The 18,186-nt window shown below is 54.6% G+C and carries 18 protein-coding genes; 9 read left to right on the forward strand and 9 right to left on the reverse strand.

The genetic code is table 11. The features are described from left to right. Window positions 1-92 precede the first annotated feature (92 nt). From FAES_RS04650 to FAES_RS04665, 4 genes are all read right to left on the reverse strand, one after another. Window positions 93-1,562 carry a complex I subunit 4 family protein gene (locus tag FAES_RS04650; RefSeq protein WP_015330044.1) on the reverse strand — a complete coding sequence of 490 codons (1,470 nt, stop codon included), beginning with the start codon at window positions 1,560-1,562 and terminating at the stop codon, window positions 93-95. A gap of 14 nt (window positions 1,563-1,576) precedes the next feature. Next, window positions 1,577-3,517 carry an NADH-quinone oxidoreductase subunit L gene (nuoL, locus tag FAES_RS04655; protein ID WP_015330045.1) on the reverse strand — a complete coding sequence of 647 codons (1,941 nt, stop codon included), beginning with the start codon at window positions 3,515-3,517 and terminating at the stop codon, window positions 1,577-1,579. Window positions 3,518-3,631: 114 nt separating this feature from the next. Next, complete coding sequence (nuoK, locus tag FAES_RS04660; RefSeq protein ID WP_015330046.1) at window positions 3,632-3,976, reverse strand: NADH-quinone oxidoreductase subunit NuoK; 345 nt, start codon at window positions 3,974-3,976, stop codon at window positions 3,632-3,634. A 45-nt stretch (window positions 3,977-4,021) separates the two neighbouring features. Beyond that, window positions 4,022-4,873 carry a 3'-5' exonuclease gene (locus FAES_RS04665; protein WP_015330047.1) on the reverse strand — a complete coding sequence of 284 codons (852 nt, stop codon included), beginning with the start codon at window positions 4,871-4,873 and terminating at the stop codon, window positions 4,022-4,024. Window positions 4,874-4,974: 101 nt separating this feature from the next. Between FAES_RS04665 and FAES_RS04670 the strand changes: the two genes are divergently transcribed. Continuing rightward, the gene (locus tag FAES_RS04670) at window positions 4,975-5,433 is read left to right on the forward strand and encodes a regulatory protein RecX (RefSeq protein ID WP_015330048.1); all 459 of its coding nucleotides are present in this window, start codon (window positions 4,975-4,977) and stop codon (window positions 5,431-5,433) included. Between the two features lie 204 nt (window positions 5,434-5,637). Then, window positions 5,638-7,074, forward strand: coding sequence for a DUF2142 domain-containing protein (locus tag FAES_RS04675; protein ID WP_015330049.1), 1,437 nt, complete (start codon window positions 5,638-5,640; stop codon window positions 7,072-7,074). Window positions 7,075-7,159: 85 nt separating this feature from the next. Here the strand turns inward: FAES_RS04675 and FAES_RS04680 are convergent, their stop codons facing one another. The 3 genes from FAES_RS04680 to FAES_RS04690 form a co-directional block, all read right to left on the reverse strand. Next, a complete protein-coding gene (locus FAES_RS04680; RefSeq protein ID WP_015330050.1) occupies window positions 7,160-8,152 on the reverse strand; it encodes a ribonucleoside-diphosphate reductase small subunit in 993 nt (330 codons plus the stop codon). Between the two features lie 146 nt (window positions 8,153-8,298). Continuing rightward, window positions 8,299-8,973 (reverse strand): peptide-methionine (S)-S-oxide reductase MsrA, encoded by a 675-nt coding sequence (gene msrA, locus FAES_RS04685; protein ID WP_041258585.1) that lies wholly within the window; start codon window positions 8,971-8,973, stop codon window positions 8,299-8,301. A 90-nt stretch (window positions 8,974-9,063) separates the two neighbouring features. After that, on the reverse strand, window positions 9,064-10,170 hold the full coding sequence (locus FAES_RS04690) for an LBF_2804 family protein (RefSeq protein ID WP_051054025.1): 1,107 nt from the start codon (window positions 10,168-10,170) through the stop codon (window positions 9,064-9,066). Between the two features lie 147 nt (window positions 10,171-10,317). On the opposite strand from FAES_RS04690, the gene FAES_RS04695 reads away from it, so the two are divergent. Further along, window positions 10,318-10,941 carry an IMPACT family protein gene (locus FAES_RS04695; protein ID WP_015330053.1) on the forward strand — a complete coding sequence of 208 codons (624 nt, stop codon included), beginning with the start codon at window positions 10,318-10,320 and terminating at the stop codon, window positions 10,939-10,941. 54 nt (window positions 10,942-10,995) lie between these two features. Here FAES_RS04695 and FAES_RS04700 read toward each other — a convergent pair whose 3' ends face one another. Together FAES_RS04700 and FAES_RS04705 are read right to left on the reverse strand one after the other, a co-directional pair. After that, window positions 10,996-12,822, reverse strand: coding sequence for an ABC transporter ATP-binding protein (locus FAES_RS04700; protein ID WP_015330054.1), 1,827 nt, complete (start codon window positions 12,820-12,822; stop codon window positions 10,996-10,998). 113 nt (window positions 12,823-12,935) lie between these two features. Then, entirely contained in the window at window positions 12,936-13,610 is a 675-nt protein-coding gene (locus tag FAES_RS04705) for an SDR family oxidoreductase (RefSeq protein ID WP_015330055.1), read from the reverse strand. A gap of 216 nt (window positions 13,611-13,826) precedes the next feature. Here FAES_RS04705 and FAES_RS04710 point away from each other — a divergent pair, with 216 nt between their 5' ends. From FAES_RS04710 to accB, 6 genes are all read left to right on the forward strand, one after another. Then, window positions 13,827-14,378 (forward strand): YceD family protein, encoded by a 552-nt coding sequence (locus tag FAES_RS04710; RefSeq protein WP_015330056.1) that lies wholly within the window; start codon window positions 13,827-13,829, stop codon window positions 14,376-14,378. Window positions 14,379-14,475: 97 nt separating this feature from the next. Beyond that, on the forward strand, window positions 14,476-14,670 hold the full coding sequence (gene rpmF / locus FAES_RS04715) for a 50S ribosomal protein L32 (RefSeq protein ID WP_015330057.1): 195 nt from the start codon (window positions 14,476-14,478) through the stop codon (window positions 14,668-14,670). Window positions 14,671-14,945: 275 nt separating this feature from the next. Continuing rightward, a complete protein-coding gene (gene plsX / locus FAES_RS04720; RefSeq protein ID WP_015330058.1) occupies window positions 14,946-15,890 on the forward strand; it encodes a phosphate acyltransferase PlsX in 945 nt (314 codons plus the stop codon). Window positions 15,891-15,910: 20 nt separating this feature from the next. Next, a complete protein-coding gene (locus tag FAES_RS04725; RefSeq protein WP_015330059.1) occupies window positions 15,911-16,894 on the forward strand; it encodes a beta-ketoacyl-ACP synthase III in 984 nt (327 codons plus the stop codon). 127 nt (window positions 16,895-17,021) lie between these two features. Further along, the gene (gene efp / locus FAES_RS04730) at window positions 17,022-17,585 is read left to right on the forward strand and encodes an elongation factor P (protein ID WP_015330060.1); all 564 of its coding nucleotides are present in this window, start codon (window positions 17,022-17,024) and stop codon (window positions 17,583-17,585) included. A gap of 110 nt (window positions 17,586-17,695) precedes the next feature. Further along, window positions 17,696-18,172 (forward strand): acetyl-CoA carboxylase biotin carboxyl carrier protein, encoded by a 477-nt coding sequence (gene accB, locus FAES_RS04735; RefSeq protein ID WP_015330061.1) that lies wholly within the window; start codon window positions 17,696-17,698, stop codon window positions 18,170-18,172. The last annotated feature ends 14 nt before the right edge of the window (window positions 18,173-18,186 follow it).

Here is an 18,186-nt window from a genome sequence, read left to right on the forward strand (position 1 = left end):
AAATGAGTTTACCGCTTACAGTCTATCCGTTTTCAGTTGCGTTGCGACTAGAGAATACGGGGTCAGCGCAACTAAAAACTGAAAACTATAAACTACTTTATGTATTGCAATAGGTTGGTCACGGCCGGAGTAGTGAGCTTCTGGAAAGAAGCCGGATACAGGCCCATCCAGAACACGAAGAAGCAAAGGACCGCCAGCACATAGCTTTCGGTGCCGCTGAGGTCTTCGACCGATTGGGTACGGGCCGACGGCTGGCCAAACATACTTTTCTGGTACATCCGCAGCATATACACCGCCCCGAAGATGATGGTCAGCCCGGCAATGAGCCCGATGTAATGGTTGTAGGCATAAACGCCCGCCAGCAGCAGAAACTCGCCCACAAAGCCATTGGTCAGCGGGAGTGCCACGCTACCCAGCAGGATAATCATGAAATAGACCGTCAGGCGGGGCGTGGTGCGCGTGATGCCACCGAGTTGATCAAGCTGACGGGTACCGGTGCGTTGCAGAATCAACTCGGCGATGAAGAACAGTCCCACCACATTGATGCCGTGAGCCAGCATCTGGATCAGGGCGCCCTGTAAGCCGGCCTCTGAACGAGAGAATACACCCGCGGCCATCAGTCCCACGTGCGAGAAGGACGAGTAGGCGATGAGGCGCTTCATGTCGCGCTGCCGAATAGCGATGATGGCGCCGTATACAATCCCGATGACCGAAAGAATAATGGCGGTGTTGCCCCAGGTATCAACCCCGGCCGGCACGATCGGCAGCAACAGCCGGATGAGGCCGTAAACCCCCATTTTCAGCATGATACCAGCCAGCAGCATTGTGGCGGGCGTGGGCGATTCAACGTAGGTATCGGGTTGCCAGGTGTGGAACGGGAACACCGGCATTTTAATGGCAAACGCGATAAAGAAAGCCCAGAAGATCCAGCCTTGCTGCGAAGGGGTCAGCGTAAGCTGGTAAAAATCGGCGATGGCCGACGAGTGAACACCGTTGACCAGCGGGGTAGCCATGTAGAGATACACTAGTGCCACCAGCATGAGCAGGCTGCCAAAGATGGTGTAGACGAAAAACTTGAACGTGACTTTTACACGGTTTTCGCCGCCCCAAAGTGCCGCCAGGAAATAGATCGGAATGAGCGCGGCTTCAAAGAAAAAGTAAAACAGAAAGCCGTCGCGCGCCACGAACACACCCATCAGCGCCGCCTGCATGAATAGAATCAGCGCGTAGAACGAATTGGTCCGTTCGTAGGTCTGCTTGAATGTCGACAGGATAATGAGCGGTGTCACAAGGGCCGTCAGCACCACGGGGAGCAGGCTGATGCCGTCGATGGCACCGCTAAACCGGATGCCGCTCTTCCCATCGACCGCGTTGAAAAACCAGGCGTAGTCGAAGCCAAACTGGAAGGTGGCGTTGGTCTGAAACTGAAGGAAGGCCACGATGGCGATCCCTAACGTACCCAGCCCGCCCACGAGAGCCGCCAGACGTGCCGTATCGCGGGACGTGAACAGCGTGGCTATTGCCGCTACAAGAGGAAAAAGAATCAGTGATAAAGTAAGCATGGTAGCAGCGGCGGTTATTTACCGTGAAAGAACGGAACGTTAAAGAAGCGCAGACCAAAGAGCAGAGTGATGCTGACGACCATCAGCAAGACGTAAAGCGCGATCGACCCGTTTTGTACGCGCCGAAGCTGGCCCGATGTGCTGCGCACAACCCAGGCCACACCGCCCACAACCGCGTCGATGGCAAATTCGCCGAGGCTGTAAAAGGCATCGCCTAACGCCCGAACGGGCCGCACGATCAGGCTTTCGTAAAACTCGTCGATGTAGTATTTGCCATACACAACCTGTTGCGGCAGCGATCGCTCCTGCGAGTCAGGCTGCGGCACAGCGGCATTACGTACGTACATGACGTAGGCCACTGCGGCCGACACCAGGGCTACGCCTGCCGAAATGCTCATGAGCATCAGCTCGGTGCCGTGGTCGAGGGCATTGGCTTCAAAGAGCGTTGGGTTGGCCTGCCGGGCCTGATCGAACAGCGGCGACATAAACTCCGCGAGCCGCGAGGCGCCGCCAAGCACCTCAGGTACGTTCATGAAACCGCCAATCGCCGAGAGCACGGCCAGCACCATCAGGGGCAGCGTCATGCTCAGGGGTGATTCATGCAGGTGGTGTTTCTGTTCGGCAGTGCCCCGGAACTCGCCGAAGAACGTCAGGAACAGCAGCCGGAACATATAGAACGAGGTCATGGCCGAACCCAGCAGCCCCAGTGCCCACAGCACTTTGCTATGTTCGAACACATGGGCCAGGATTTCGTCTTTCGAGAAGAAACCGGCAAACGGCGGGATACCCGCAATGGCGATGGTACCAATCAGGAATGTCCAGAACGTAATGGGCAATGCTTTCCGCAGACCGCCCATGTTGCGGATGTCCTGTTCGTTGCTCATCGCGTGGATGACGCTACCCGCCCCAAGGAACAGCAGCGCTTTGAAGAACGCGTGGGTGATGACGTGGAACATGCCCGCCGTGTAGGCCGTTGCGGCCAGGCCCAGGAACATATAGCCCAACTGCGACACAGTCGAGTAGGCCAGTACTTTCTTAATGTCGTTTTGTAGCAGACCAATCGACGCAGCTAACAGTGCCGTGGCAATGGCGATGCCACCGATAATATCGAGGGTGATAGGAGCAAGGCTGAACAGCACGTTGGACCGCACCACCATGTAGATACCGGCCGTCACCATCGTGGCGGCGTGAATCAGCGCCGACACGGGCGTGGGGCCAGCCATGGCGTCGGGGAGCCACGTGAACAGCGGAATCTGCGCCGATTTGCCCATGGCACCAACAAACAGGAGCAGCGTGATGGTTACGACAACGGGCGCGTTGACGTCCATGCCTACGACCTGTTCAAACACATCGGTAAACTCGACCGAGCCGAACGTACCCATAATCGTGAAGATGCCCAGCAAAAAGCCCAGATCACCGATCCGGTTCATTACGAAGGCCTTGCGGGCGGCATTGTTGTAGCTGGTGTTGGTGTTCCAGAAGCCGATGAGCAAATACGAACACAGCCCCACGCCTTCCCAGCCGATAAACATGACCACGAAGTTGGACCCCAGCACCAGCAGGAGCATGAAGAACAAAAACAGGTTGAGGAAGGCCATGAACTTGCCATAGCCCGCATCGTGGTGCATGTAGCCGATGCTGTACAGATGAATGAGCGACCCAATGCCCGTCACGATGGTCAGCATCAGCAGCGTAAGCTGATCGACTTGAAACGAGAAATTGATGGGCATCGACCCGACGCTGATCCAGTCGAACAGGGTGGTTTTGATGGTGGCTTCGTTGCCGACGCCAAACGCACTCCACAGCAGACAGACGCACAGAAACGCCGCTACGGGACCAGCCAGCGCCAACGGTCCTACCAGCCCGTTGGGCACTTTACGAAAGCCCAACCCATTAATGACAAAGCCGATCAGCGGCAACAACGGAATGAGTAAACAGAGTAGATCAGGAGACATAGGGAAATCAGTTTACTGTCTTCTGGTTAGTGTTGTCTGTTGCATGGCTTCCGCCTACGTAAACAGAGTCAGCTGAGCAACAGAAAGCGGAAGACAGTGAACGGTAAACAGGTTTTACCATTTCAATTTATTCAACATCCCCACGTCGATGGTGCGGATGTTCCGGTAGATCATGACAATGATTGCCAGCCCAACCGATACTTCGGCGGCAGCAACGGCCATGATGAAAAAGACGAAGACCTGCCCGGTTGGATCAGAGCGATACGACGAGAAGGCGATTAGCAACGTGTTTACGGCGTTGAGCATCAGCTCGATCGACATAAAAATGACGATGGCGTTGCGGCGCGTCAAGACACCGATGATGCCAATGACAAAGAGAGCCGTGCTAAAAATGAGGTAATAATTGAGCGGTATTTGTTGAATAACTTCCGGAATGGTAGCCGTAGCGGTAGGTTGCATAGGAGCCTGTTGAAGGGAAAGTTGGGGGCAAAGGTAGGATAAAATCTATTTTTCCCGCGAAGGGCCCCGTGAATGCGTCCCGTTCAAAGCGCCGGTGAACATGCGAAGGCGGATTTCGGTCAGGCGGCGTTTGGTGTCGAGCGAAAACTCGCCCTTCTGCACCCAATCGTAAAAGGACGGTTCGTTTTTCAGGACGTCGAGCACCGGCTTCCCGGCATGTTTGCCAAAATTGATGACTTCTTCGCCCTTGTCGTTAAACACCATCCGGCCCGCCAGATCCACGTTGTTGTTGCGGCCAATGGCATCGAGCGTCTCCACGTCGTTGTCGATCACGAAGTCGCGCTTACGGCCTTCGTCGCGGATAGTCTGGCCAGCATGTTTTTGCACAATCGTATCCAGCACCTCAAACGTAGCCAGCGTATCAGCTTCGGCCCCGTGCGCACCCACCAGTTCTTTCCCGCAGAAATGCCGGTAAGCGGCGCTGAGGTTGCGGGGCTCCATCAGGTGATAAATGCGCTGCACGTCGACCATACGGCGATTTTTCATGTCGAAATCGACGTTGGCGCGCAGAAACTCTTCCACCAGCAGCGGAATGTCGAACCGGTTGGAGTTGAACCCCGCCAGGTCGCAGCCTTCCAGGAATTGAGCCAGTGTCCGGGCGATGCTCTTGAATGAGGGAGCGTCTTTGACGTCTTCGTCGTAAATGCCGTGGATCAGGCTGGTTTCGAGCGGGATTGGTACGCCGGGGTTGACGCGGTACGTTTTCACGACCAACTCACCCGACGGCATCGCTTTGGCCACGCATACCTCCACAATCCGGTCTTTGGCCGTATTGACGCCCGTTGTTTCGAGGTCGAAAACGGCTAAGGGTTTTTTCAGTTTGAGATTGTGGTTCATTGGTTGGCTTCGTTCGGTCAGGTACGTTTGATTCAACAAAAATAGTGACGTAGCCCGAAGCTTCACCCGAACCCCACCCAACCCGTCGGTGTTTTTTCAGTATGACCGAATACCTCAAAGATGCCTTGCGGAAGGCGGCCTCATTTTGCGCCTATCAGGAACGTACCCAGCAGGAGGTTCGCAAACGGCTCGATGCCTGGGATATCTACGGCGACGATGCTGAGGAGATCATTGCCGAGCTGATTACGCAGGGCTACCTGAGCGAAGAGCGGTTTGCTACCAGTTTTGCCGGGGGGAAATTTCGGGTGAAAGGATGGGGGAAACGAAAAATTGCCCAGCATCTGAAGCAACGGGGTATTACGGGCCGTAATCTGGAAACGGCGCTGGCCGACATCAAACCCGATGACTACCGGGCGCGGCTCGCTGAACTGCTGGATAAAAAACGGCGCACCCTCCACGACGATAACCCACTGGTTGTAAAGCAAAAACTGGCCCGGTATGCCCTGAGCAAGGGGTTTGAAATGGGCCTGATCTGGGAAGTACTGGGGGGTGAAGACTAAGCGCTCCATTCACGCGTTCTATACATACAGACCTTAATTCGGATAGGCTATTGCCTAACTAAACCGGGCTGCATCCCAACCTTTTCCGCTGCACTTGACTCTTTATTGTTGTCTTGATAGCTATTCTGCTCATACACAAGCAAAAAGCTGCACAGGACGTTGTCAGTAGAGGTTAATGTGTTTACAGTAGAATCGGTCGTTCAGATGGTAGCAGTCAAATCGAGGTCCAGTATTCAGGTAGCAGTCGAGCAGAAAGTACCCAAGCCGCAGCGGTGGTCGCTTGAAACGTTGTTTCTGATTATAGGCTTTTTCTTTGGCGTCTTATTTTTAGCCACTACGCCGCCTTTTCAGGTTGCCGACGAGTCGCGCCATTTTGTGCGGGCTTACCAAATTTCGGAAGATGTCCTTCACGCGCTGGGCTGGATTCCGTCCAGCGATAAGTTGCCCGTCAGTCTGGTCAATGCTATCGAAGAGACCCAGTATCTACACGTTGACCCAGAATCGAAAACGACGATAGGCCACACCCTATCGCTGATGGACGACGACCTGCGGCCCGAAGCCAGGGTCAGGTACGTCGACACGGCGGGTTACCCATTCATCAGCTACCTGCCTCAACTTGCCCTCATCATTCCAATGCGTTTGTTGCAGGTCAACGCCGTTGTCACGCTCTATGCCGCCCGGTTTTGCGCGTTGCTGTTTTGGCTGCTGGTAACGTACCTGGCCATCCGGAAGCTGCCCGTTGCCAAGCATTTGCTGGTGTTCATTGCCCTGCTGCCCATGACCATCTTTCAGGCGGGGTCTCTTTCCGCTGACTGCATCACCCTGTCGTTGAGTTTCCTGTTGATCGCCTATTACGTGCATCTGGCCCACAAAGCGTCGTATGTGCGGAGCAATGAGTTTTTGGTCGTCAGTGGGGTAGGAGCGTTGCTGACGGCGGCCAAGCTGGTCTATTTTCCGCTGGTCGGGCTTCATTTCCTCATCAGTCCGGCTAAATTCCGATCGCGTCGGCTCTACGTCCTGACGTTCGCCCTGACGGTATTTGTCTGCATCGCCACGCTGCTGATCTCCTATAACAACTTTCTGACGCCGCTATTTTCGCCTGAAAAAGCAGTCGCCGCAACAAGTGCCCAAGGCCCAACGCCTTACCCGCAGCTTAATTTTCTCCTGGCCAACCCCCTGAATATTGGCCGGATGCTGGCCGCAACGGGTGGTAAGTACGGACGTACCTACATGGATGGCTTCGTTGGGCATTTGGGCTGGCGCTGCGCTTCGCTACCGTCGTATCTGTACGTAGTCACGATCCTGATGATTGCGATTACGGCCTTTACCGCCGACAGTCGCCTGTTCACGAGGCGCTGGCACAGGCTGTTGCTAATCGGTATTGCGGCTGTCATCAGCGGAGCCATTTGCCTGGCCATTTGCACCGACACGTTCCTGAATCACAAGCCTACGTTCCTGTTACGCGGTATTCAGGGACGGTATTTCACGCCGTTCGCCATGCTGATCGGGCTGTTGGCCGCCAACCGAACGAGCCTCAACCGGCGCTACGGTCGCTACATTCAGGCTGCGATGCTGCCGTTTGTGGTTTTCCTGCTGCTGAATGCCTTTTACTTTCTGGTCGATCATTACTACGAGTTGTAGAGGGCGAACCGCAACGTTTCAAATGCGAAAAAGGCGCACCGAGATCAATCTCGGTGCGCCTTTTTCGCGTGGTTTCAGACAGGATTTAAAAATCCTCTTCCATCGAGAATTTCGTTACCTCTTTATCCTTGCTCGTTGACGCCATGACACCCGCTTTCTGGTACTCACCAACGCGCTTCTCGAAGAAGTTGGTTTTGCCTTGCAGCGAAATCATATCCATGAAATCGAAGGGGTTCGAGACGTTGTAAATCGAGTTCAAGCCGAGCGATACCAGCAGGTGGTCGGCCACAAACTCGATGTATTGTTTCATGAGGTCGGCGTTCATCCCGATCAGCGATACGGGGAGGGCGTCGCTCACAAACTCCTGCTCAATCTCAACGGCGTTCCGGATGATGTCGTAGATCGCCTGCGGATCCATTTTGTTCCGGATGTGATCCGTGTAGAGCAAGCAGGCAAAATCGCGGTGCAGCCCTTCGTCGCGCGAGATCAGTTCGTTTGAGAACGTCAGACCCGGCATGAGGCCCCGCTTTTTGAGCCAGAAAATCGAGCAGAACGAACCCGAGAAGAAGATCCCCTCAACCGCTGCGAAGGCGATGAGCCGCTCGGCAAAGCTACCGTTGCTGATCCAGCGCAAGGCCCAGTCGGCTTTCTTCTGCACGCAGGGGATCGTATCGATGGCATTGAGCATCCGGTCTTTTTCGATCGGGTCCTTAATGTACGTGTCGATCAGCAGCGAATAGGTTTCTGAGTGGATGTTCTCCATCATAATCTGGAAACCGTAGAAGCACTTCGCCTCGGCATACTGAACCTCCGAGAGGAAGTTGACGGCGAGGTTTTCGTTGACGATCCCATCCGAAGCGGCAAAGAAGGCCAGCACGTGCGAAATGAAGTGGCGCTCACCGTCGCTGAGGCTATTCCAGTCTTTCAGGTCCTGCCCCAGATCGATCTCTTCAGCGGTCCAGAATGAAGCCTCGTGCTTCTTGTACATCTGCCAGATGTCGTTGTGCTTGATCGGAAAGAGCACAAATCGGCTTTTATCTTCTTCCAGGAGCGGTTCAACAGAGGTTTCAGCGAGCATACCTTAGTAGATGGTTGTTTATCAGATTGTTAGAGAGTCGTCCGGTAGTGGTGGGCGACTTGCGACTAACAAAAATAGCGCTTATGGTGGCACCGACAAGGCCAGGCCGCGCTTATTCTTCTGATAATTTAGGCTGGGCCATTCCGCTACTTTTCTGCCGTTTCTGGTTTGAGCTTATCGGCCAGCTTCTTTTTAAACTTCTCGACTTTGGGTCTCGAAACGCTATTGATATAGAAGTCGTCTGGGTGGGCACGGTAGTAGCCCTGATGATACACCTCGGCGGGGTAAAATGCCTTGAACGGCACCACCTGCGTCACCACCGGATCAGTATAGATGCCACTGGCATTGTAGTGCGCAATGGCCTTATCGATGGCTGCTTTTTCGGCTGGGGTGCGGTAGAAAGCCACGGAGCGGTATTGGGTACCCACGTCGGGGCCCTGCCGGTTGAGTGTGGTAGGGTCATGGGCATACAGGAAGGCTTTCACCAGCGTGTCGTAGGGAATCACCTTCGGGTCATAATACACCTGAACCGACTCGGCATGCCCCGTCTGATCGGTGCCGACCTGCTCATAGGTGGGGTTGGCCAGGTCGCCACCCGCGTAACCCGAAACGGCTTCGCGCACACCCTTGAGCAACTCAAATTCTTCTTCAATGCACCAGAAGCAACCACCCGCAAATGTGGCTACGGCTTCGCCCGGTGCGGGCTGAGGCAGTTTGGCGGGCGACGTATCTTTTACTTCGTTCTGATTGGCTTTGTCGGCGCTCTTTTTGGTGCACCCCACAGCTAGTATGAGGAGGAAGAAATAAGGAAGGAAACGCATGGTCATACGAGTTCAATAGGCGAAGGTCAGCAGAGGATAACGTACCTACGCGGTTGTGTGAACGACAGACATGCAGCCTGCCCCCTCGGGTTACACCCACAGGCCGCGGCCCTGGTAATACTCTTTGCCAATCTGTTCGATATCGGCGACCGAATAGGAGAGCCAGCTGCGGTCTTTGAGTTGACGAAGGCGCCGTTTTTCAAACCACGATAGGTTACCGTCGATTAGAACGCCGAAAATGACCAGACGTTCCAGTGGCTTGCGAACCTCGGGCGGTGCTTCGGCCAGCCGGTCCAGAAAGCGGCCGGTCGGGTTGATGACCTGGAGGCCAAACCGGTCCATCAGCGTCTCGGTAAGCAGCAGATGGGCATAGTTGTACTGGCGCTTCAGAACCGCCACATATTGCAGCGCTTCCGGGATAAGGGCGCAAAACGCTTCGTTGTGCCGCCATTCTTCATAAAGATCATCCACGAATTCGCGAATGGTCAGGGGCGCCATGACCCGAATTTTGGCTTCGTGAATAACCCGGTTCGAGGCCCACACATTCCAGAAAGCGTACACGGGTAAACCAATCAGATTGATTACCTGAGGAATGACAAAACGCCCTGCCAGTGGCCGCAATGCGACTTTCAGCACAAAGCTGCTGATGACTGCTTTGACTTGATTGACTACGAAAAACGCGGTCAGGCCCCACTGCGGCAGGCCCAGATAGGGGTCGATACCATAACGTAGCAAGCCTTTGTCGGCCCCGTCCCGGACGGCTTCGGCCAGCGCGTACAGGTGGCGTTCGTACTGGGCATCGTGCTGACGTGGGAACTGGCAAACCGCCATCACATACCGTACGGCCCGCAGGTTGATGTACAACAGTGCATAAACTTCAAGGTAAACCAGTAAGATAGCGTACAGCGTTGTGATCAGGGGTAGGTCGACCGAGTAGCCGAATAGAGTGGCGCTGTTTGATGCGAAGAAAGCAGGCCACAGATACTGAGGCAGATACAGAGAAACCACACCAAAAATGCCCAGCAAGGCCGCCATCCCTAGCGTTTGCCGACGAACTTTGCCAATGACCTGGTTTTCCAGTTCATTCATGACAAACGGCTCGTCAGTCGGATGCGCCGAGTCTAAAGCCCGCCGCAGGTAGCGTAACGCTAACTGGTCGATGGGACCAGGCGTATTTTCGGGCGGTTGTGTAGACATTGGAATGGTATGCATTGGTGGCGGTTTTGTGGCTATATAACTGTCAGAAAGCGGCTGCTGTTTAGAATAAGTATTGGCTTACTGGTATTTGGTCAGTAGCGGCGTAACCCATTTTTGAGGATTAATAACCATCGACCATCAACAGACATGACACTTTTCGACGATACGTTTCGAACCATCACTACGGCTACTGAAGGTGATTTTCGGGACCGGGGCAGCAAGTTTCTGGGCTTTGCCTACCCAATCCGCTCCGAGGCCGATGCCCGAACGTACCTGGAGGCCCTGCGTAAAATTCACCCAAAGGCCAATCACCATTGTTACGCCTACCGGCTCGGCCTCGATCGTAACCACTATCGGGTCAACGACGACGGCGAACCGAGCGGAACCGCCGGGCGGCCCATTCTGAACGTGCTGTTATCGCGCGATCTGACCAATGTGCTTGTGGTGGTGGTGCGCTACTTCGGCGGTACGTTGCTCGGTGTGCCGGGGCTGATCAACGCCTATAAACTGGCCACCATGGCTGCACTCGACGTGGCCACGGTGGTAGAGAAAACGGTGAATGAGGTGTACCGGCTTCGCTTTCCGTTCGAACAGATGAACGACGTGATGCGCGTAGTGAAAGAACACCAGCTGACGATCCTGAAACAGGACTTCGATACCGCCTGCCTCCTCGACCTGGAAATGCGCCGCACGTTGGTGGAGGTCGTGATGGGCAAACTGGGGAAGCTGGATGGCGTAGAGGCAAAGAGCGTGGCGCAAGGGGCATCATAGGAATCAGGGATAAGTCATTTATACCCCTATACCCCGAGCCCTATGCCCCTTGCCCTACACCTGTTGCATCGTTTGCAGACGGCGGTAAACCCCTTCGTTGAGCAACAGGAGCTCGTCGTGGCGTCCACGCTCCACAATGCGCCCCTGGTTGATCACCAGAATCTCGTCGGCGTGCTGAATCGTGCTGAGGCGGTGGGCAATCACCAGCGTGGTGCGGTTGGCCATTAGGCGGGTAAGCGCCTCCTGCACCAATCGCTCCGATTCGGTATCCAGCGCCGACGTGGCTTCGTCCAGAATCAGAATGGGCGGGTTGCGCAGCACGGCCCGGGCGATACTGATGCGTTGCCGTTGCCCCCCGGATAGTTTGCTACCCCGGTCGCCGATGGTCGTGTGGTAGCCGTTGGGCATCTGGCTGATAAACTCGTGCGCGTTGGCAATCCGCGCCGCCTGTTCCACATCGGCCGCGCTGGCGTTGCTGCCAAAAGCGATATTGTTGAAAACGCTATCGTTGAACAGAATGCTCTCCTGCGTAACGATCCCCATCAGGTTACGAAGCGACGCCGTCTGGCAGTCGCGCAGGTCGTGTCCGTCGATACGTACCTGGCCCGCCGTAGGGTCGTAGAAACGCGGCACCAGATCGGCCAGCGTCGACTTACCCCCACCCGACGACCCGACGAGCGCGATGGTCTTGCCTTTCTGGAGCGTAAAACTGATATCCTTCAAAACGGGCGTGCCGGTTTCGTACGAAAACGAGACGTGCTCAAAGGCGATTTCGTGCTGAAAGTCGGTCAATTGGTAGGCGTTTGGCTTATCGGTAATGGCCGGTTGGGTATCCATCAGATCCAGTACACGTTTGCCCGATACCAACCCCCGCTGCGACGCACTGAAGGCATTGGAAATATCTTTGGCCGGCCGCGTCACCTGCGAAAACAGGGCCAGGTACGTCACGAAGGCAGAAGCCGACAAGTCACTCTGCCCTGACAGCACCAGCGAACCGCCATACAGCAAAATCCCCGACAACACCGCCACACCCATAAATTCGGAGAAGGGCGAGGCCAGCTCGCGCCGGTTGGCCAGCGCCCGGATCGCCTGCCGGTAGCCATTGTTTTCTTCTTGGAACTTGCCAACAATAAATGATTCCGCGTTGAAGCCCTTCACCACCCGCATGCCGCCAAAGGTCTCGTCGAGCACACTCATGAGGCCGCTGAGGCGCTGTTGCCCCTGCGTCGCGTCGCGCTTCATGCGCCGAACCAGCATGGCAATTACGCCGCCCGAAACAGGGATGACCAGGAAGGCCACCAGCGTGAGTTTGGTAGAAATCGTAAAGAGCGTGATCAGAAAGAAAACGAGGGTGAATACCTCTTTCGACGCCGCCGAGAGTGTGTTGGCAATAGATCCCTCTACCTCCTGCACGTCGGTGGTAATGTGGGAGATGAGGGTGCCTTTGCGCTGATCGGAGAAGTAGCCGAGGTGCAGGCGTAAGGTCTGCGAAAAAACCGATTCCCGCAGGGTCGCCACCATGCGCGCCTTGAAATTTTCCAACTGTCTGGCCGACAGGTATTTGAACAGGTTGCTCAGCAGCACTGAACTAACGACCATCGCGCAAACGAATTTCAGCGTGCCCACCTGCCCATATTGATGGAAGAAATACGAGAAGTAATAGTTGAACCAACCAACCCCATCCAGCAACGACTCGGGCCGAGGGTTCGCACTCTGAAAATCAGCCAGCTTCGACTGGTTGAATAAGACGTTGAGGAGCGGAATCAGCAGCGCAAAATTGACCGTTGCAAACAGCGCCGCCAGTAGCGACGTCAGCACAAACGGCACCAGAAACCGCCCCAGCGGTCGGCCAAATGAAAGAAGGCGGAAATATGTATTCATGGCTTAGTTAATGTACAATGCACGATGAATACTGCACAATGACCCTACTTTGAGATTCATACTGTCTAGCCAACAGAGTCAGTGTACATTCTTCATTGTGCATTGTACATTCATCAAATATCGCCCAGCTGGGGGCGTAACAAAATTTCTTCCAGCACGGCGGTTTTGGGCAGCGAACAGGCCGTCCAGATCGCATCGGCTACGTCGGTGGGTTGCATAAACCGGTCGGCAGGCAGGTCGACTCCCTCCCAACTCGCCGTCAGCGTGGCGCCGGGCAATACAGCAGTAACGCGCACACCGCTGGGTTTAAGTTCCTCACGCAGCACCCGGCTCATGCCCAGCAGCGCAAACTTCGAGATACAATATGACCCGCCGTTGGTGTAGGCCGTGATGCTGGCCGTTGAGCACATCATAATAATATGGCCATCGCGCCGGGCCATCATATCGCCAACCAGGCCGCGCGTCAGGTGGTAGGCGCTGGCTACGTTGGTGTTCATCAACTGCTCAAACGTGCCCTCGGCTTCGTTGTGAATCTGCCCCGGCTGAAACGTACCTGTATTATTGACCAGCACGTCGACCGGCCGATTCAACCCGCGAACGTACTCAACCAGGGCATCCACACCCGCCCGGGTGCTCAGGTCGGCGGCAAACGGGAGCCGGTCGGGCCCATCGACATCGGCCACGTTGCGTGCGCACACAACTGCCTCGTAGCCTTCCTGCACAAATTTATCGACGATGGCCCGGCCAATGCCCTTGGAGCCGCCCGTAACGACGATCAGTTTTTTCATGCGGCAAAGGTCGGCGGAAATGCCGGAACGTGGATGACACGGATGCCGTAGATAACTGCGGATTTTTGTATTCGTCGGACATCACCGCGTCAATGGACCTGCGCTAATCCATATAATGCGCGTCATCTGCGTTCCCAACCCCGAAATTTCTAAGTTGCTGGTTCCCTGATTCAGAAAGAGTTCGTATCTTTGCGGCCTTGTTAGCAAACGACTGAGGTGAACGCATTACGTCCATACGATATCAACATTGCCGGTCTGGAAAATAAACGGTACGAGTACGACTTTACGTCGGACAAATCGTTTTTTCAAGTCCTTGAGCAGCAGCTGATTGGCGATGGCAATGTGACCACGCACCTAGTACTCGATAAGTCAGAGACCATGATTCGGCTGGACTTCTCGATTCAGGGTAGTGTGGAACAGATTTGCGATCGCAGCCTTGATCCGTACGACGAATCAGTGGATACGAACCGGACGTTGTACCTCAAATTTGCTGACCGGAACGAGGAACTGACCGATGAAATTGAACTGATCGAGCGGAATACGCAGACGATCAATGTGGCCCGCTACATCTTCGATTTCATTGTGCTGGCATTGCCCATGAAACGGCTGCACCCTCGGTTCCGGGCCACCGAAGAGGATGACGACGAGGAGTCGGAAGGTAAATTGATTTATACCTCCGGTTCAACCACCGACGCCGACGAGACCAATGAAGAAACACCCGCAGTGGACCCCCGCTGGGAAGCCCTGCGTAAATTGAGTAATAATTAATTGTAGAGTTTTCAGTCCACTGTCTTCTGTTTACTGTAATTCTGTAACGAGGGCCTTGGAAACTGAAAACAGCGAACTGAAAACTGTAAACTGACTTATGGCACACCCCAAGCGACGCCACTCATCGACCCGCCGCGACAAACGCCGGACGCATTACAAAGCCACGCCTGTAACGCTGGCTACCGACGCCTCAACGGGCGAAGTTCACGAGCGTCACCACGCCCACGTATTCGAAGGGAACCTCTTCTACCGTGGCAAAATGATCGTTGAAGGCTACAAAACAGTTTCATAAGTTTCGTTTCGACGTTTTCTGCAATGCTGCTTGCACTATGGCGGCGCCGATGCGGAGCAACCGAAAACGTAAAACCAGAAACTGGTAAACTGAAGCAGGTATTCCGCCGGCGTCTGACTCAGATGAAGGCGGAATACTTTTTTTTGGCCCCTCCCTGCTAATTTTACGCCCTTGTTCTACCGTTCGGAGCGTGGGGTATGTAAGGATGAGAGCACAAGACAACGGGTTTCGTCATTCCGATTCCTTCCCTTCGATTCACTGACCGATTGTATTCAATGAAGATTGCTGTGGACGCCATGGGTGGTGATTTTGCGCCAGATGCCATCATCGAAGGCGTAGCGTTAGCCATCAGAGCTGGCTTGCCTGATCAGGTTAGTATCGTCTTAATCGGTCAACAGGCTGTTATCGACGAGCAACTTCAACGGCACGGTGTAGCCAATCACCCAGCCCTTGAAGTCATGCATGCCGACGATGTGGTTGAGATGGGCGAGCACCCCACCAAAGCCCTGTCGCAGAAGCCAAACTCGAGTATTAGCATTGGTTTCAAACTCCTGAAAGAAAAGCAGGTCGATGCCTTTTGCAGTGCCGGGAATACCGGTGCCATGCACGTGGGCGCACTGTTTAGTATCAAGGCAATTGAGGGCGTGATCCGCCCCTGCATTGCCGGCTTTGTTCCTCAGCTCAACGGCGGCACGGCCATTATGCTCGACATTGGGGCCAATGCCGATTGTAAACCCGAAATGCTGGCTCAGTTTGGCGAGTTAGGGTCTATTTACGCCCAGTACACGTTTGGCATCGATCAGCCCCGGGTGGCGCTGATGAACATTGGCGAAGAAGAGCAGAAAGGCTCGTTGATTGCGCAGGCTGCGCACCAGATGCTGAAAGAGTCGCGCCGCATCCATTTCGTGGGCAACATCGAAGGGAAAGACATGTTCCTGAACCGGGCCGACGTCATCGTGACCGACGGCTTCACGGGCAATGCCCTGTTCAAACTGGGCGAATCGTTTTACAATATTGTAACGGAACGGGGTTTCAACGACGAGTTTATCGACCGGACCAATTATGAATCGGTTGGCGGGAGTCCCATCATCGGGGTAAACGGCAACGTGATTATTGCCCACGGTATTTCGTCGGCAACGGCCATTAAAAATATGCTCAACTTAGCTATCCGGCAGGTTGAAGCCGATGCCCACCGGAAGATCGCTCAAGCGCTCAGCTGAGGCCCCGTAAGTAAAAAACAATGATGAGAGCAGCAATTACCGGTGTACATGGCTACGTACCTGACTACATTCTGACCAACGCGGAGTTGGAACGGATGGTAGACACCAATGATGAGTGGATTACCACACGCACCGGCATCAAAGAACGGCACATCCTGAAAGGCGAAGGCATGGGGTCGTCGCACATGGGCGCTGAGGCCGTTCGGGGGTTGCTAACAAAAACGAACACGGCTCCCGAAGACATCGACCTGCTGATTTGTGCCACCGTTACGCCCGACTACGTGTTTCCGGCCACCGCCAATCTGATTTGCGACATGGTAGGGATTCGAAACGTCGGCAGCTTCGATATTCAGGCCGCCTGCTCGGGCTTTTTGTACGCCCTCACCGTGGGGACGCAGTTTATCGAAAGCGGCAAATACCGCAAAGTGATTGTGGTTGGGGCCGATAAGATGTCATCGATTGTTGACTACACCGACCGCACCACCTGCGTGTTGTTTGGCGATGGCGCCGGGGCCGTGCTGCTCGAAGCCGCCGAAGAAGGCTACGGCATCGTCGACTCCATCATCCGCTCAGATGGCGTGGGGCAGTATCATCTGTTCCAGAAAGCCGGGGGCAGCCGCTACCCGCCCACCCACGAGACCGTGGAGAAACGCTGGCACTATGTGTATCAGGACGGCCCGTCGGTGTTTAAATTTGCCGTGAAAAATATGGCCGATGTGTCTGCCGAGATCATGCAACGAAACAACCTGAAAGGGAGCGACGTAGCCTGGCTGGTACCGCATCAGGCCAATAAACGCATTATCGACGCGACCGCCAACCGCATGGGTATCGGCTCTGATAAGGTAATGCTGAATATTCATAAGTACGGAAACACCACCGCAGCAACCATTCCCCTTTGCCTGTTCGATTACGAATCGAAGCTGAGCAAAGGCGATAACCTGGTGTTGGCCGCCTTTGGCGGCGGCTTCACCTGGGGAGCGGTTTATGTGAAGTGGAGCTATTAATCAAGTAATGTACAATGAAGAATGAATAAGGCACAATGGGAATTCGCGTTCCCTTTCAGCTGATAGTCAGCCGCATTATTCGTTCACGCATTGTACATTGTTCATTCTTCATTGTACATTAGACATTATGGCAACGACCGCAGACATTCGGAACGGCTTAGTAATCAACTACAATAACGATCTTTTCCAGATCATCGAATTCCAACACGTGAAGCCCGGCAAAGGAGCCGCTTTCGTTCGTACCAAACTGAAAAACCTCTCGTCGGGCCGTGTTATCGACAACACCTTCAACGCGGGCGTAAGCATCACACCCGTTCGGGTGGAGCGCCGCAAGTTTCAGTTTCTCTACAAAGACGAAGCGGGCTACAACTTCATGGATCAGGAAACATTCGACCAAATCAATATCGACGAAAAGATCATTGATCAGGCCGACCTGATGAAAGAAGGGCAGGAAGTGGAGGTGTTGATCAACACCGAAAACGAAGCTCCGCTCACTTGCGAGCTGCCCGTTTCGGTTGAACTGGAAGTATCCTACGCCGAGCCCGGTCTGAAAGGCGACACCGCCAACGGAGCGAAAAAGCGCGTACAGGTCGAGTCAGGGGCTATGATCAACGTACCCCTCTTCATCAATCAGGGTGATAAAATCCGCGTAGACACCCGCACGCGGGAGTATCAGGAACGAGTAAAATAAATCAGTTTATAGGTTGGAGTTTACCGTCTGAAGTGGCTCCGCTGTACCACGGGAACGTACCCAGGTAGCGTAACTTCAGACGTCAGACACCAAACTATAAACCCTTGCTTATGAGCACACAGGACATTCAACAGCTAATCGATTTTATCTCGAAATCGGGCCTCGACGAGGTGAATATCGAGACCAGTGAACTCAAGATCAACGTGAAGCGGTCGGCTTCAGTAACGGTAGCGGCGGCTGCGCCAGCCCCCGTAGCGATCGCTGCCCCGGCTCCGGCGGCACCTGCCGCGGTCCCGGCTCAACCGGCCGCCGCTCCGGCACCAGCAGCGCCCGCCGCACCGGCTGCCAATCAGGTCACGATTAAATCGCCCATGATCGGGACGTTCTATCGGTCGTCGAATCCCGAGACGCCCTCGTTTGTTGAGGTGGGCGACGAGATTAAGCCCGGCAAGGTGGTGTGCATCATCGAAGCGATGAAACTCTTCAACGAAATTGAGTCGGAGATTTCAGGTCGTATCGTGAAAGTGCTGGTTGAAAACGCCACGCCTGTCGAGTACGATCAGCCGTTGTTTGTTGTCGAAATCTAAAGAGTGAGGGAGTG

It is taken from the genome of Fibrella aestuarina BUZ 2, from assembly GCF_000331105.1.
In the GTDB taxonomy this organism is placed as follows: Bacteria; Bacteroidota; Bacteroidia; order Cytophagales; family Spirosomataceae; genus Fibrella; species Fibrella aestuarina.